We start from the raw sequence: 15,663 nt of genomic DNA, 5'->3' as shown, positions 1-15,663 counted from the left end.
ATCTGCACCAATAATACCGCGGTGCTCCCTCACCGCTCCGGTGGTCACACCCAATTTTCGCTCGGGTCATACCTAATTTTGAAGTCTTCCCTGTTCGTAAGTTTGCGAATGGGGCAAACTTGGCCGATGCTCGCTGAGAGAGATCGTGAACTTTTGCGTCTGACCCACTTATTCGAACAAGCGGGTGAAACCGGTCATGCCGTGGCGATCGGAGGCGAAGCCGGAATCGGTAAAACCGCCCTCCTACGTGAATTTGCGGCGCACCTGCCGGATGACTGCCAGTGCATCTGGGGCATGTGCGACGCGCTCTTCACACCGCGGCCCTTCGGTCCGGTCCTCGACATTGCAGCCATGCTTGGAGGGCCGGACCAGGGTTTGCAGTCTGGTCATGGAACAGCGCTGTTCTCGCGTCTGCTGGCCCAGCTTTCCGAAGGGCGCCAGCGCAAGGTATTGATCCTCGAGGATGTGCACTGGGCAGATATCGGCACACTCGATTTCATCCGATTTCTCGGCCGCCGGATCACGCTCTGCGGTGCTCTGATGATCGTCAGCTATCGCAATGACGAGCTCGGCCGGACCCATCCATTGCTGCGCGTTTTCGGCGACATTCCCACAAGCCAGATGGAGCGGATCGAACTGGCCCCGCTATCCTTGGCCGCCGTTACCCGCCTTGCGAACGAGAGCGGTCGGGATGCACAAAGCCTGCTGGAGATTACCGGGGGCAATCCATTCTTTCTGTCGGAAATCCTCGCCAGCGACAAGGCAGGCGGCGAGGTACCCGTCTCGGTACAGGATGCGGTCAACAGCCGCCTATCGCGGCTCTCGTCGGACCATATCGGTCTGCTCGAAGCGCTCAGCATCATCCCCGTGCCGATCGATCCTGAATTGCATTGCCGCTGGATCGAGAATCACGACCGCCTGCTTCAGGACTGTATCGATCTGGCCATTCTGACGAAGGATAATGAGCACCGTTTGCGCTTCCGGCACGAACTGGCGAGGTTGGCCACAAGCAATCGTTGTTCCTCGATCGACAAGCGCAATCTCCACCTCCGGCATCTCGAAAGCATGTTGCAAGAGCCTGAACGTTATGATGCCGGTGAAGTACTGCATCATGCTCGCGGTGCGGGAGATGCTGTGCGCGTACTGCAGTTCGCACCGATCGCAGCGAAGCGGGCGGCGCTGCTCGGAGCACACAAGGAAGCGGCCGATTATCTTGAGGCGGCACTCGATCACATCGACGAGGCCGAGCCAACGGAAGCGGCCCAGCTTTATGAAAGCTGGGCATATGAAGCGGCAATCTCGCACCGAATCGATGATCGGGTGGTCGAGGCCCGGCGTCACGCGTTGACCATGTGGCGCGCCATCGGCAATGACTTGAAGATCGCTGACAATCTTCGGCACCTTTCACGCCTGCATTGGTACCGCGGAGAGGCGGTGCAGGCGAACCGCTATCTCGACGATGCAGTGAGAATGTTCGAGCGGATCGACGATGATCGCCAGCTCGCTCTCGCCTATTCAATGCGGTCGCAGATGGAGATGTTGTCGAGCCACATGGATGAAGCGATCGGCTGGGGCAGGCGCGCACTCGAAAAAATCGGAAAGGAGCCATACCCTGAAGTGGAAGTTCACGCGCTCAACAATATCGGTACGGCACGGATGTTTCTTGGCGATGCCGACGGTATTGCCGACCTTGAACGTAGCCTCGAGATTGCGTTCCGGCACAATCTCCATGAGGACGCCGCTCGGGTTTTCACCAACCTTTCCGAATATGCGGTCGATATGCGGCGCCTTGATCTTGCCGAGGACGTGCTAGAGCGTGGTATCTCCTTCGATACCGATCACGATCTGGACAGTTGGACCTTTTACCTGCTCGGCCGCAAGGCGCAGTTACGGCTTGAACAGGGACGATTGCGGGAGGTCGAGGAGATCTGCCGCAGGGTTATCGGAACACCGGGTCAGACATTGCTGATGCGGTTGCCCGCGCGCATCATGCTTGGTCGCGCTCAATTGAGGCTTGGCGACGAGGAGGCGCCTCGTACGCTTGAGAAGGCGCACAAGGATGCGCTCGCGACCGGAGAGGTGCAGTATGTTATTCCAGTACTTCTGAGCATGCTTGAGCGCGCGTGGCTGGTCGGCTCATCGTCGGCTGCGCAAGAGGCCTGCGCCGCGCTCGACCGGATCGGGGCAGCAAGTTTCAGTCGCTGGAGCGACGCGGAATACGCGTTCTGGAGAGTCTTGTGCGGGCTGACGTACACTCCACCGCAAGGAGCCGATGGCACCGCCTTCGGCCAGGCGCTGGCAGGCGATTTTGAAGCTGCGGGAATGGCGTTTGCGCGACTGGGCGCGGATTATCTGGCCCATGTTTGCTTCGGGTTATGCGACAAGCCACAGACTGTTTCCGCTGCCCTCTCAGCACTGCATCGGCAGGAAGCCGGAGCCACGCTTACCCGGCTCACGCAATTGCTTGAAGAACGCGGTCTTCGACGCGAGGAGATTTCGCTGCCCCGCGGGCCCTACAGAGCGTCGCGCGACAATCCTTTCAGTCTCACCGCAAAGGAGATGATCGTTCTCGAATATCTCGCACAGGGCCTGAGCAACGCCGAAATCGCCGAGGAGATGTCGCGCTCCCAGCGCACTATCGAGCATCACGTTTCGGCGATCCTGCAAAAGCTCGAGGCGGAAAACAGGCTGGCAGTATTGCTCAAACTGCGCGACGAACCATGGATCATTGGTGGAAACCAATAGCTTGGGCATCTTTCGGAATACCGGAGCGGGCGCTGTGGAATTCGGCCATACAATAGCCGCTCGCTAGACGTCTGCTTTCTCTTGTTACTTTGATTGAAGGAGATGATTGTCATGAATGTTGGGGTTACTTGAAGGCGCACCGCACGACATCGAGCCTGCGGGCAAAAATGGGGATCTCGGGCGGCTTATTGGCCGCACCAAAGGAGGCATGAACACCGGGCCGAAGGCGAGCGTAGCTCAATCTCAACGCCGTCACCGATGCAAACGGTCGTCCGCTCAGCTTCTTCATGACCGCAGGTCAGATCGGCGATTATACCGGCGCTGCCGCGCTACTCGACGACCTTCCCAAGGCGCAATGGCTGATGGGGGAGCGCGGCTATGACGCCGACTGGTTCAGGGATGCCCTTCAACAAAAGGGCATCAATCCCTGCATTCCTGGGCGGAAATTGCGTCTCGATCCCATCAATTACGACAAGCGTCGCTACAAACGCCGCAACCGCATCGAGATCATGTTCGGCCGCCTCAAGGACTGGCGCCGCGTCGCCACCCGCTACGATCGGTGCCCTACGGCTTTCTTCTCGGACATCGCCCTCGCCGTCACCGTCATCTTCTGGCTCCGATCAATGAGCCCTGAGCCTAGCTTTGCAACAGCAATAGTCAAAAGCATCAACGTCATGCATCTTTGATCCGTTTTGCTGATATTGAATTTGCCAATTAAAATTATTCTGGACCTACGCTGGAAAGCGCTTTTGTTAACGGCTCGAGCCATTCCGCGTAGGGTCTCCATGCATTTTGGCCCGCTCGCGAGATCGGCTGCCGGACCTGTTCTGAGCTGGCGGTGCGCACTGCCCTTTCAGTGCGGTGGAAATCCACGCAAGCCTGCTCGAAGGGCACGCGGCAGAAATCGAGCATCCGGCGCACCTGGCCTTCGAGATCCTCAAGCACATCCTCGTGTTGAACGCGCAGCACACGGCCTGGCAGAACCGCGTCCCAATGCGCCATCAGGTCGACATAGTCGGCATAGTACCGCCCAATCTGCTCCAGCCCGTAAGTGAACTCCTGCCCCTCGGCGAACAGTTGCTTGAAGCAGGAGAAGCAGCAATCCATAGGATCGCGCCGCGCGTCGATAATCTTCGCGTTGGGCAGGATCAGATGGATCAGCCCGATGTGACGGAAATTGTTGGGCATCTTATCGATGAAGAACGGCGCGCCCTGTCGGTGGATGCGGGTATCCTCAATATACTGTCGCCCGAAATCGCCGAGCTGTTCGTCGCTGACCTCCGCCAGTACCGCAGGATAGTTGGACTGGCCCGCCTTGTCGCCACGCAGCCGGTGCGCCAGCGCTAGGATATTGGGCAGCTCCAGCGTGCCGTCGACCTGGCTATGGCTGGCGAGAATCTGCTCCAGCAGGGTCGATCCGGCGCGCGGCAGGCCTAGGATAAAGATCGGATCGGGCGCCTCGTACCCTTCGTTCTCGTGCGCAGCGAACAGCTCTGGCGTGCAGACCGCCTTTTGCGCGGCCAGCTCGGCGTGCATCTGATCCGCATCATAGCGCGTCTGCTGACGTTTGAGGTTGTTTCCCGCGTCATAATGGCGAAACGACTGCGCAAAGTCCTGCGCATCCTCGAACGCCTTGCCCAACGCGAATTCCAGATGGACGCGGTCCATCAGGCCAAGATCGCCGCGCGCGATCTGCGCCTGCATCACTGCAATTTCTTCATCGGTAAAACGATAGGTCTTAAGATTGGCCAGCGCATAAAAGGCATCGCCCTGTTCCGGGCGGGCGGCAATCGCGCGACGATAGGAGGCAATCGCCTCGCCCTGCCGCCCAAGCGTCTTCAGCGCATGGCCGCGCGAAGTGTGCGTTGCCGGATCCTCGGGCAGCACTTTCAGCACCTGTTCGAACAGCGCCAGCGCCCGGTCGTAATCGCCGGTTTGCAGTGACTCGATCGCGAGATGCGACTGAAACAGCGGATTAGCCGGATCGCGGTCATAAAGCGCGCGCGCCTGTTCCAGCGCCTCGGCGAATTTCTGCCGTTTGCGCAACACCTGAATATAATCGAGCCGTAACTGAATATTGTCCGGCTCGAACGCGACCGCGTTTTCCAGCAGGAATTCAGCGTCCTCGTGCACGCCCAACCGGCTGCCGATATCGGCCAGCAGCCGCATACCCTCCACATGGCGCGGATTGCCCTGAAGGAACTGTCGACACAGTTTCTCGGCCTTCAATATCCGCCCTTCGTGGATCATGTTGGTAACGGCGACCAGTTCACGGGGCAGTTGCGCCAGCCGCTCTGCCTGCAGGCGCGCCGCATGGCCTTCGGCCTGCCGACCCAAGCCTTGGAGCAATTGCGCCTGCGCAGCCCAGCTCGCCGCAAGCGCTGGGTTGAGTTGCACCGCTCGGGCATAGAGCCGCACGGCATCTTCCGCTCTCCCCTCATCGCGCGCGAGATGGCCCGCCTCTTGCCACCCACGGCCGAATTCGGGCGCCACCTCGCGCAATTGGCGATGCAGGTCATGCGCAGCGGAGAAATCATGCGCAAAGCGCGCCGCGACCGCTGCGATATACAGCGCATCGACATTATCCCGCTCGGCGACGGCGACAGCGCGCGCGGTGGTAAGCGCCCCTGCATGATCCCCGGCCTGGAGCTGCTGCTTGGCCCGATCGAGTTGATCGGCAACGGTGGTGTTCGTCTGTCCGGCCTTGGCTGTTTCGATTGCGCTCATGCCCCCTCCATAAGCGAAAGGGGGCGGACACGCGACCGCCCCCTTCGGGATTGGTATGATGCGCCTGCGGTCAGAAATCGACCGAGAAGCGCGCACCCACCGTCAGCGGGCGGTTGGTCACGACACGCGGGCGATCATAGTAGAAATCACCGCTGATTTGCGCCCGTTCATCGGTCAAATTGTCTCCGTAGATCTCAAAGGTCCAATTGTCCTTGGCGATCCCGGCGGTCAGGCCGAAGGTCGTATAGCCTTTGAGCCGCAACTTGTTGATGTCGATGATGTCGGTGAACTTGGATGCCGAATGCACCACCGAGGGCATGATATGCGCATCGATCGTGTTTGACAGCGCCCATTCGTAACGCACCCTGAGGTTGCCCTGGAACGGGGGCGCATAGGCCAGATGGCTGCCCAGTTGTACGTCGTTGGTGGGCGTCAGCACCTTGGTGATCTTGGTATCGAGCAAAGAGAATGCGCCCGCAAGCGTTAGCCCCGGCACCGCATAGGGAGCGAAGGTGAACTGACCCTCCGCACCCTTGATCCATGCATCCGCCGCATTGTCCGAGAAGAACAGATTGACGATGCTGGGATCGAAGATCGTGGTCTGCAGATTGGTGATGTCGACGTAGAATGCGCTGGCGTTGAACACCAGCTGGTTGTCGAACAGCTCCAGCTTGGCGCCGATTTCGTAATTGTCGACATTGTCGGTCTGCAGGGCATAGGGCACGGTGTAATTGCCCTTTGTCGCACCGCCCGGACGGTTCAGCAGCCCCGGACGGAAGCCTTGCGAGTAAGTGCCGTAGAACAGCACCCCGCTCACCGGCTTGTACGTCAGCGTACCCTTGACGATTACACCCTTGGACCGGGCGCGCGTCGGCGCTCCGGCGGGATTTCCCGGTGCATAGAGCGCGCTGATGTTCGTACCGCCAAGCTGGGCGTCAATAGCGGTGCCCGGAGCCACACCTGCATTCGGACCGAAGATAGCCGAATTGAGGTTGTAGAACGAGGAATTGGCGCTGCCGAACAGGCCCACTTCCACGTCGTAATAGCGCAGGCCAAAGGTCGCGGTCAGCTTGTCCGGAACGATATCGAAATCGGCCTGACCGAACAGCCCGATCTGCCGGTCCGTACGTTTGACATCGTTACGGAAGATGACCCCCGGCGGGAACGGGCCGGGGTCGGAGAAATAGCCGGCACTGGCATTGCCGGTCATACCCGGAGGCGCATTGACATTGGTCAGCGGATAATTGTCCACGAAGCCGGTGGTGACACCATCGGACCCGCGCACATTCACCGAGCCGGGATAGAAGAAGTCGTTGCGCTCCTTCAGCACCAGACGCGAGAAAAAGCCACCTGCCTGCACCCGGAAACGCCAGTCGTCAGGAGTGCTGAAGCGCAGCTCCTGCGTGATCTTGGTCATTTCGGAATGCGATTTGACCGACAGGTTCGGCGCCTGACAGGTCGGGTCCGCTGGCGCGGCGCTGACATAGGTGGGATAAACCACCGCCGTATCGCAGATGTAGTAAGGCAGGTACTGCCCGACGAAGAGATAATCCGAATAATCGACCGTCTGGTCGGTCTTCCGGTCCGTGAAGGCACCGGTATAGACCATGTTCAGCGCGCCCAGTTGCCCCTCCAGCGTCCAGGCGGTGTTGCTGAAGCGATCGTTCATGGTGTCGGGCATATAGCGCTGAATCTTCAGATCGCCGAGAGTGGGATCTTCGAAGAACACCCCATCGGTATCAAGGCTCTGGCGCATATGCGCGACCTTGAGCTTCCAGTCGGGGTTGATTTCCCACAGCGCGGACACCCGGAAACCGGTATATTGCGCGGTGTTGAAATTGTCCTTCACCAGCCCCGTGTTATCGGCGGAAATGAGGTTGACGTTCGACAGATCGGCGCCTGCCTGGAACCCGGCGCGCCCGGGGCTGACGGGAACGCCGTTGTAACGCACCGTACCCGCCTCGCGGAAACGCCCGCTTTCCGAAGCGTCACGCGTGCCGTGGACGTTATCGATATAGCCGCCCTGATGGTCGAGATAGACCACCCCGCGAACGGCCAGTGAATCGGTCACCGGCACGTTAAGCACGGCGGTTGCCTTCTCGCTCATGTCGCCGTGCTTGGTGAAGGAAACTCCACCAGTCACCCTGCCTTCGAACACACCCAGTTTGGGCTCGTTGGTAATGAGGCGGACGACGCCAGCCTGCGAGCTCGCACCGAACAGCGTACCTTGCGGTCCTGCCAGCACCTCAATCCGGGCGAGATCGGCAGCATAGACATCGAGGTTGCGTCCCGGCTGCGACAGCGGCTGGTCATCGAGATAAAGAGAGACGTTTGGCGCAAGCCCCGCCACACCGGCCGTAGTGAGATTGGGAGTGGTCGAGGCAAGGCCGCGAATATAGATCGTGCTTTGCCCCGGCCCGCTGCCGCCCGCGGTGACCGATGGCAACTGCTTGAGATAATCCTTGAAAGTGTTGACGTTGAGCTGCTCAAGCCCTTCTTCGCCCAGCGCCTGCACCGAGATCGGCACATCCTGCAGATCCTGTGTGCGCTTCTGCGCAGTTACGACGATCGTTTGCACGCCACCTTTGCGAATCTTGCCCTGCGCCTGTGTGCCAGGGGCGTTGGCGGCAGCCTGCGCGGGCTGGCTGTTGACGGTTTGCGCCATGGCAGGCGTGGCAATAGCAGCGGCTAGTACGCCCAGCGAAGCGCTGGATCGAAAATTCAACATCGAGATACCCCTCATTGCAATCAATCGCCGCAAGGGCGGCGCGGATCGTATCGCTTAGAAAATCATGGCGAGAATGCCGTAATTCGGGATCGAGAATAACGATTTTCCCAAGCTTCGGCCTGCTAACAATCTAATTCCCCCGACTCCACAGCAACGACCCTGAAACGGAAAGAGTCAAACCCAACCGTTGCAAAGACGCAACATTTTAGCTAATCGGGAACAATCTTAAAGGCATTCCTTCTATATTTTTATAGAGTTCCGCATTCAGCGCAGAAGAGAGATTTTTATATTTTCAAAATAAATTTCTTTACTACGCAATTCAAATACCATCATCTTATTACTTAAGGGGCACGTTGGTGGCATCAAATCCCTCTACCGGCAGTTCTGACGCACCCGCTTTCAAACCCTCTGTGTTCTTCGGGGCAATCGCGGTCATCGGGCTGTTTATTCTTGCAGCCTTTGCAAACCCCGATCTCGCAGCGGAGCGGTTCGGTGCGGTGCAATCGGTCGCGACACACAGCTTCGGCTGGCTGTTAATCCTGACGGTCAACATATTGCTGGTGGCGTGTATCTTCCTCGCGGTCACGCGCACGGGCGAGCTTCGGCTGGGTGGAAAGGACGCAAAGCCGCAATATTCGCGCGCCACATGGTTTGCGATGCTTTTCAGCGCCGGGATGGGCATCGGCCTGATGTTCTATGGTGTGGCCGAGCCGGTGATGCATTTCTCCAATCCCCCGGCCAGCGCCTTTTCCAATCCCAACGCCAGCCTGCCACGCGGGCTGGCTGGCAATGCCCAGCACGCCATGGGGTTGGTGTTCCTGCACTGGGGACTGCATGCCTGGGCAATCTATGCGCTGATCGGGCTGGGCCTCGCCTATGTCGCTTTCAATCGCGGATTGAATCTGAGCATCGGATCGTTTCTGAGCGCCTGCTTTCCCAAAATTCCGTCCTGGCTGGTCGATGTGATCGACATATTGGCAATCGTCGCTACCGTCTGCGGGGTCGCGGCATCGCTGGGCTTTGGCGCATCGCAGGTGAATGCAGGGCTGGATCTGCTCGCTGGTGTTCCCGAAAACGGTCTGAGCAAGGCGATCATTATCGCCATCATCACCGCTATGGCGACGCTGTCGGTCGCGCTTGGGCTGGATACCGGGATCAAGCGCCTCTCGGAAATCAACATGGGGCTGGCGGTTGCGCTGATGATCGCGGTCTTCGTGCTCGGGCCGACGGTTTTCCTGCTCGACGCCTTCGTCCAGAACATCGGCTATTACGTGCAGCGCTTCGTCTATCTGTCGACCTGGACCGAAACCTACAATCGCGGCGACTGGCAGACCAATTGGACGATTTTTTATTGGGCCTGGTGGATCAGCTGGTCGCCCTTCGTCGGCATCTTCATCGCGCGCATATCCTATGGCCGCACAGTACGCGAATTCCTGGGCGGCGTATTGTTCGTACCGGTACTGTTCACCTTCGTGTGGATGACGATCTTCGGTGACAGCGCGCTCTATATCGAGCTGTTCGGGCATGGCGGCCTGTCGGCGGCAGTAAACGACAGCATGCCCGACGCGCTGTTCGCGTTCTTCGCCCACTATCCCTTCGCCGAGTTCCTTTCAGGTCTGGCGATCCTCATCGTGACGACCTTCTTCGTGACTTCGGCGGATTCGGGCGCATTGGTGACGGCCATGATCGCGTCGGGCGGGCATCATCATGCTGGCTTCGTGCCACGGGTGACCTGGGCCATCGCCATCGGCATTTTGGCTGGCACTCTGCTATGGGCTGGCGGGCTGACCGCGTTGCAGACAGCCGCGATCGTGACCGGACTGCCCTTCGCTCTAGTTCTGCTTGCCATGGCCTGGGGATTGATCCGGATGTTGTATTGCGACGTGAATAGAAAGATTAATTGACGCTTGTCTATTGTCCGAGACACCACGGATACCAGTGAAGAATATCTGGCAGCGATTTCTGTCTGTAAAATCGTAAAATAACTGCAGTATTTATTCTTTGATATTTTTGAGCATATTCAGTGACTCAAGATTTTGCTTATAGTGAATGAATGTCAAACCTAACTGTCGGTTGACGGACTAGGATGTGACATAATTCGACCCCTGAATGGACAACCGTTATCGGGAAGTCGATTTTTTGGCGCTACGTCTGTTTTTTTGTCTATTCTGTTGAAGAAGTCGCTGCTGTCGCTACCAGGGTTGTTCCGCGGATAGTGGGCGAGCGGCCTTTGCGTCCCGGTCAGGCGGGTACGAGGCCCGGGATCGGCTTCATCTTGGCCAGCTTGCGGAGGTTTTAGGCTGCGGCGGCAAGATGGAACTTGTCGTTTGCTCCGTTGGGACCGCGCAGGCGCAAGCGATCGAGCTTGAGGATGCGTTTGAGGTGCGCGAACAGCATCTCGACCTTCTTTCGCTGTCGGCGCGAGACGAGATAGGCATCGCTGGTGGCGATATCGCGTGCCAAGTCACGCGCGCCTTCGTGGACCGAGCGCATGATCTTGCGTGCTGCCAGTTCTTTCTTTTCGCACTGCTGGGCGCTTTGTGCATAGCTAATGCTGCTGGACCAAAGGACGGACGCTTCGGCTGGCTCGCTGCTGGCAACCTCCTTTCCTTAATTATCCTCCTGACGCTTTTGGTGATCGGGCGCGAGGACAAAGCAGCGGTACTGTTGATCATCCTGTGCTGCATCGGACCCCTGTCAGGCATCTTCGCTTTCGCTGCATCACGTGGCAAGACCTGCTGAATAGCAACGTCCGCTTTCCCCAACAATTGTGACATGCAGATGCGCTTTGACGAGCGCTAAAAGCGGACAGAATGTGAGCGCCATCTTGCAGACATGTTCCTTTTATGTTCTCATTTATCCATGCCCCGAATCGATCTCCACTCCCTTAGTTCGCACCTTGAGCTCGCGCTAAGCTGCGCTCCCTCCTGTTCGCGCCGCGGTGGCGCAAGCAGCATCAAACAAGAGGTTTCCCATATGATTTTCCTGAGAGGCCATTGCGCCGCCGCGTCGTTTCGACCGATCGGAGCGAGTTTCCCGACGACGTGCCCGGTCATCCGCAAGGGGGTGCGGTAAGATGGCGACTAAGAAGGCCGCGATAAAAAAGCACTCGGCACCACCTGGACTCGATTACGCGCCAGTCGTTGGAAAGACGAAGAACCTCAGCTTCGGGGTAATACAGGCGAACCCTGGCGATGAATGCATTGCGACGGCCGAGGGCGCTGTATTCCGGCGTCTGTACCCTGTCTTGAAACCAGAGGATCGGACAGCGCCGTGGCGCGAGCCGACCTGCTTTCGGCGTGATGTGCTCTTACCGCCCGCAGCGAATGACGAATTGTTGGACCCCCAACGACTATCACGGACCTACGATGAGCAAGGCTTCAATATCGTCGATCTCGTGGTGGCGGTGACCTTAAGGTTCCCGGAGGTGGAAGAAATGCCCCCAGTCAATACGGTTGCATGAAGCTTGGGAAATAGCTCGCGCCTTCGCACTCGAGCGTTTGGTAAGATTGCATCACGTGGGAGCAATCTGCGTGATGCACGTCCCGTCCCGCGCCGCCCGCCCGGGGGCGCCGCATGTCCATCTGCTGCTTCCGGCGCGGGAGATACTCGCGACTGGCTTCGGCAAATTCGCTCGCCCGCTGGCGAGCGACGAAGGCCGCGTCCTACTGGATAAAGAATGGGCGGCATGGTGGGAGGCGGCACATGGCTGAGACTGACGCCAATAACGGTTCGACAACCGACCGCGCTAGTAGCGCGACCATGCGGGCCTTTGAGGGGCTGAGCAGAGTCTGGTCCATGACTTCGCAGGAACAATGGAAAGTCTTGGGATTGGGTTCGGCAACCGAACTTGCGGCGCTACGCAATTTGCCAATGAAGGACGTTCCAACAGAAATCACTCTACGAGTGCGGTATCTGCTCGAGATCTTCGAGGCGATTAATACACTTGTGCCCAGACGCGATTACGCTGCCGCCTGGATGAGGGCGCCCAACACTGCCGCGGTATGTGCGGGCCGCTCCGCGCTGGAAGTGATGATCGAGGGGAACGGAGAGGCGATTGCTAAGATGAGGGATTATCTTCTCGCGGAGCTTCAGGGTCCCTGACGCAGAAGTACCGGAGCACCCGGTCGCCAACTGGTTGGGCCATTACCTGAGGACAGGTCTTTTACGACCATCAAAATGAAAGGTAGCTATCGCAGATTTGCGCCCTAACGCCAGTAGTTCGCGGATTTTTACGAAGTTGCGAGAAGCGGGCATCAGTCCGCTCAAGTTGGAATGGCTGTATTTTTCGATGGTCAAGATTGACCAAACTTGGGTCGAATATACGGGAAGCTGACCGTCATTTACACAGACCAAATAAGCGCTCAGAACGAGTGCTTCGTTAGACGATCCGGAAGGGCAGGTTTTAGGGTTCAGCTTGCGGATAGCTGCCCTTCGTTGCGACCATGTCAGATGGCAGCTACGCGCCCCAAATTCGGTCCTTCGAAAGTTCCGCGAACTCAGCCGAAAGCTGCCGTTTGTTCAGGGCAGTAGGGGCTGCATTGTGTGAAGACACGGCCTCGTTCCCCAGAACCCAAGAAGGTTCCGGGCCGTCAGTTTTTGAGTTAAGCAGGGTGCAATGTTGCTTTATCGAGTGTCGGCGAGTTGGACTCGCAAAGGTTGCATCGCGCAAATCCCGATGATGCGGTATTCGATGGAGCAGGTTAACGCGTGAGCGAAGATGACAAAAAACTCATGCAACTATCACTCCTCAATCCCATCAGGCTGACCACGCGTTTCCGACAGTATTCTCATTTGCTGATTGCAGCAGGCGTGCTGGTGATGGGTTTCATCCAGCTCGGCAGCTTGTGGAACGACCTTCGTACAAGCGGACTGTCCATCGCGGGTCTTCAGAACCTTTCCAGCATCTTGGTGTCGGGCCTGTTGAGCGGGGCACACCGAACGGTGTCGGGTGTGTTCATGGTGATTATGTCGATCGGCCTGGCGCTACGCTCGCGCCTCGCCTGGGTGGTGGTGACGCTGCTGATGGCGATCAATATCGCGTTTTGGCTCGCCGCTTCCGACACACACTTCCTGCTCGGACTGCTGGAACTGGTGTTGCTCGCCGCGCTGTATCTTTTTCGGGCCCAGTTCAATCATACCAGCGTTGCTGCCGCATCGATCTTCTCTGTCGGCAGCCTCGTGCTCGTCACCGCTTATGGCGTACTGGGCAGTTTGATGATGGGTACCCAGTTTTCCAAACCCATCGCGGATCTGGGTACAGCGTTCTATTTTACCATCGTGACCATGTCGACGGTCGGTTATGGCGATATCTACCCCACGACTCCCGGCGCACGGCTCTATGTCATTTCGCTCATTATCCTGGGCCTGACTGTATTTGCCACTGCCGTCAGCACGGTACTGCTCCCGTTCCTGCAAAACCGGGTGCATAACTTCCTCGTCGGAAAGGAACGGACCATGAAGATGTCGGGCCACTATATCATTGTCAGCCGGTCCAATCTCGCGCTCAACACCTGTCGCGAATTGCACCAACGCGGAAAAAGCGTGATCTTCATTCTCGACACGAAGGGTGACGACATTCCCGATGAAGCGGATGTGGTCATCGGCAATCCAACCGATATCGACACGCTGAAAGATGCATCCGGCGCGACCGCCGAAGCGATCATGGCGCTGGGGGAAGACGATGCGACCAACGCCTTCGTGGTGCTGGCGGCGAAGGAGCTGGATGGCACAGCCAGGACCGTCGTCGCGGTCAACAATACGCGCAACCTGGAAAAAGTTCGCCGGGTTCAACCCGACATCGTCTTCGCGCCCACGATCCTGGGCAGCGAGCTGCTGGCAATGGCACTGACCGGCGAAGAGGTGTCAGACAAGAACCTCGTCGATCGGTTGATCAACACGCAGAAATAGGCCGCTGGCATTTGAGATGGGCGGAAGAGACCTGCTGTGCGCAGCTACTTCCCGCCGTTCGCGATTTTCAGCCACGGGTTGAGATCAGGCTCGCCGACCTTGGCCATCCGGCTGCTGTCGTGATGCACGAAGGGTTCGCTCTGACCATGCACCATCATGATCGTGTCTTCGCTGTAACTCCACGTTCCGTCATCGTCGAAGTCGATCTGGAGCCGGTAGCTGTCGGTTCGGAAGGCCTGTTCGAGAAAGGTCGATGAACAGATACCGTAGTCGGTCTGGCCACGTTTCGCCGCGACCACGATCCGTTTCCCGTCATTCTCGACATGCCCGCAAGCAAGCGCGACTTGGCCGCGCGGAATCGCCAGCGTCTGCATGATCAGCCCGGTCGCCGGCTCCCACAACCAATATCCGATCTGGTCATGGAAGGTGCTCGCCTCACCTGGCGCATTGATGTGAATGTGATAGCGCAGGCCATAGAGCAATTGCGGGCCGTTGGCCTGCGGATCGATCGGCTGAAACTCCGCGCGTTCGACGAATTCGCGATGTTCAGGGCCGTCGGCCTTCGGGCTCGTATCGCTGCCTGATCTGCCTTCCCAGATCCCCGCGAGCCGCCGCAGTGGCCCCAGATTGGCAAGCGTGTCGGGATCGATCGGATCCGGCTCGGTAAAGATGTCACCCAGTCTGTCCATCACTTGCTCCTACATGCCTCCTGCCAGGCCGGGCAGCAGCTTGGTCAGCCCGGCAATAATCATATCCACCGCGATCGCCAGCAAGATCATGCCCATCAAGCGGGTGGTGATCGTGCGCAGTGTCTGGCTCATGATCTTGCCGATCTGGGCGGCGAAAAACAGCACGACGAAGAGCAGGACGATGATCGTGCCCACGATTCCCATCAGCCAGAACATTCCTTCCATGCTCTGCGTGTGACCGGAATAGATGATCAGCGTGGCAATCGTGCCCGGCCCGACGATCATTGGAAATGTGATCGGATAGAACGCCAGCCCCGCAACATCGCTGACCTGCGCCTGTTCGCTGGCGCTGCCGTGATGCGATGTCATGCCGCCGCCATGCAGCATCGACCAGGCGATCCCGGCCAGCACCGCACCGCCGGCAACGCGAAACTCATCGATCGAAATGCCAAAAAAGCCGATAATCTCCTGCCCGGCGAACAGGATGATGACGCACATCAGGGCGGAAAAGATCGCGATCTTGACCGCAAGCATGCGCTGTTCCGCTACCGAGAAACCCTCGGTCAACGAGAGGAATATCGGAAGGTTGATAAACGGATTCATGATGGCGAAAAACGCGCCAAATGCCTTTGCGAGTTCGCTATAGTCCATTTGAAGACTCCCTGTTCAGACACTAGTCTGGTTCCAATCGCAGACGCTTCTTTCTTTAGAACACGACACACAACTGCAACCTTTGCGGCTGATTTTTTGCTCATCCAGCACGGTTCGTGACCTGAGTTCGCGTTTCGGCTCAATTTGTCGATGCGCGCAAGGTCAGGTGCCCCCAGGCTTGGCCAGTCTCCTGCCAGCGTAAGCTTTGCCTCG

Annotated in this window: 10 protein-coding genes and 2 pseudogenes; 7 read left to right on the top strand and 5 right to left on the bottom strand. The window is 58.3% G+C overall.

Translation table 11 applies throughout. From position 1 onward, the window contains the following. The first annotated feature begins 126 nt into the window (after window positions 1–126). Together GRI58_RS12540 and GRI58_RS12535 are read left to right on the top strand one after the other, a co-directional pair. Window positions 127–2,745 (top strand): ATP-binding protein, encoded by a 2,619-nt coding sequence (locus GRI58_RS12540; RefSeq protein ID WP_160753950.1) that lies wholly within the window; start codon window positions 127–129, stop codon window positions 2,743–2,745. A 125-nt stretch (window positions 2,746–2,870) separates the two neighbouring features. After that, window positions 2,871–3,362 (top strand): annotated as a pseudogene (locus tag GRI58_RS12535) (IS5 family transposase); the annotation flags it as partial. 103 nt (window positions 3,363–3,465) lie between these two features. Here GRI58_RS12535 and GRI58_RS12530 read toward each other — a convergent pair. Then, window positions 3,466–5,472: a tetratricopeptide repeat-containing sulfotransferase family protein gene (locus GRI58_RS12530; protein WP_160753949.1), complete on the bottom strand. Its 2,007-nt coding sequence runs from the start codon at window positions 5,470–5,472 to the stop codon at window positions 3,466–3,468. A gap of 70 nt (window positions 5,473–5,542) precedes the next feature. Then, the gene (locus GRI58_RS12525; RefSeq protein WP_160753948.1) at window positions 5,543–8,200 is read right to left on the bottom strand and encodes a TonB-dependent receptor; all 2,658 of its coding nucleotides are present in this window, start codon (window positions 8,198–8,200) and stop codon (window positions 5,543–5,545) included. Between the two features lie 356 nt (window positions 8,201–8,556). On the opposite strand from GRI58_RS12525, the gene GRI58_RS12520 reads away from it, so the two are divergent. Continuing rightward, a complete protein-coding gene (locus tag GRI58_RS12520) occupies window positions 8,557–10,104 on the top strand; it encodes a BCCT family transporter (protein WP_160753947.1) in 1,548 nt (515 codons plus the stop codon). 391 nt (window positions 10,105–10,495) lie between these two features. Here the strand turns inward: GRI58_RS12520 and GRI58_RS12515 are convergent. Continuing rightward, window positions 10,496–10,753, bottom strand: a pseudogene (locus GRI58_RS12515) (transposase); the annotation flags it as partial. A 523-nt stretch (window positions 10,754–11,276) separates the two neighbouring features. Here GRI58_RS12515 and GRI58_RS12510 point away from each other — a divergent pair. The 4 genes from GRI58_RS12510 (at window position 11,277) to GRI58_RS12495 (ending at window position 14,110) form a co-directional block, all read left to right on the top strand. Further along, window positions 11,277–11,663 carry a hypothetical protein gene (locus GRI58_RS12510; protein WP_160753946.1) on the top strand — a complete coding sequence of 129 codons (387 nt, stop codon included), beginning with the start codon at window positions 11,277–11,279 and terminating at the stop codon, window positions 11,661–11,663. A 73-nt stretch (window positions 11,664–11,736) separates the two neighbouring features. Beyond that, window positions 11,737–11,913, top strand: a complete 177-nt coding sequence (locus GRI58_RS12505) for a hypothetical protein (protein WP_160753945.1) — start codon at window positions 11,737–11,739, stop codon at window positions 11,911–11,913. Then, entirely contained in the window at window positions 11,906–12,304 is a 399-nt protein-coding gene (locus tag GRI58_RS12500; protein WP_160753944.1) for a DUF2384 domain-containing protein, read from the top strand. The genes GRI58_RS12505 and GRI58_RS12500 overlap by 8 nt, the downstream gene beginning before the upstream one ends. A 630-nt stretch (window positions 12,305–12,934) precedes the next feature. After that, a complete protein-coding gene (locus GRI58_RS12495) occupies window positions 12,935–14,110 on the top strand; it encodes an NAD-binding protein (protein WP_160753943.1) in 1,176 nt (391 codons plus the stop codon). 44 nt (window positions 14,111–14,154) lie between these two features. Here GRI58_RS12495 and GRI58_RS12490 read toward each other — a convergent pair whose 3' ends face one another. Together GRI58_RS12490 and GRI58_RS12485 are read right to left on the bottom strand one after the other, a co-directional pair. After that, complete coding sequence (locus GRI58_RS12490) at window positions 14,155–14,799, bottom strand: FABP family protein (RefSeq protein WP_160753942.1); 645 nt, start codon at window positions 14,797–14,799, stop codon at window positions 14,155–14,157. Between the two features lie 9 nt (window positions 14,800–14,808). Continuing rightward, a complete protein-coding gene (locus tag GRI58_RS12485) occupies window positions 14,809–15,450 on the bottom strand; it encodes a MarC family protein (RefSeq protein WP_160753941.1) in 642 nt (213 codons plus the stop codon). Window positions 15,451–15,663 lie beyond the last annotated feature (213 nt).

The organism is Qipengyuania algicida (assembly GCF_009828025.1).
GTDB lineage: Bacteria > Pseudomonadota > Alphaproteobacteria > Sphingomonadales > Sphingomonadaceae > Qipengyuania > Qipengyuania algicida.
Note: the sequence above shows the minus strand (reverse complement) of the source record. Positions and strands in the feature narration are given on the sequence as shown.

Bases quoted from the DNA above. Each gene is read 5' to 3' on its own strand.
- GRI58_RS12505 (WP_160753945.1), top strand. From the start codon at position 11,737: ATGCACGTCCCGTCCCGCGCCGCCCGCCCGGGGGCGCCGCATGTCCAT.
- GRI58_RS12500 (WP_160753944.1), top strand. From the start codon at position 11,906: ATGGCTGAGACTGACGCCAATAACGGTTCGACAACCGACCGCGCTAGT.
- GRI58_RS12525 (WP_160753948.1), bottom strand. From the start codon at position 8,200: ATGTTGAATTTTCGATCCAGCGCTTCGCTGGGCGTACTAGCCGCTGCT.
- GRI58_RS12490 (WP_160753942.1), bottom strand. From the start codon at position 14,799: ATGGACAGACTGGGTGACATCTTTACCGAGCCGGATCCGATCGATCCC.
- GRI58_RS12495 (WP_160753943.1), top strand. From the start codon at position 12,935: ATGCAACTATCACTCCTCAATCCCATCAGGCTGACCACGCGTTTCCGA.
- GRI58_RS12530 (WP_160753949.1), bottom strand. From the start codon at position 5,472: ATGAGCGCAATCGAAACAGCCAAGGCCGGACAGACGAACACCACCGTT.
- GRI58_RS12510 (WP_160753946.1), top strand. From the start codon at position 11,277: ATGGCGACTAAGAAGGCCGCGATAAAAAAGCACTCGGCACCACCTGGA.
- GRI58_RS12485 (WP_160753941.1), bottom strand. From the start codon at position 15,450: ATGGACTATAGCGAACTCGCAAAGGCATTTGGCGCGTTTTTCGCCATC.
- GRI58_RS12540 (WP_160753950.1), top strand. From the start codon at position 127: ATGCTCGCTGAGAGAGATCGTGAACTTTTGCGTCTGACCCACTTATTC.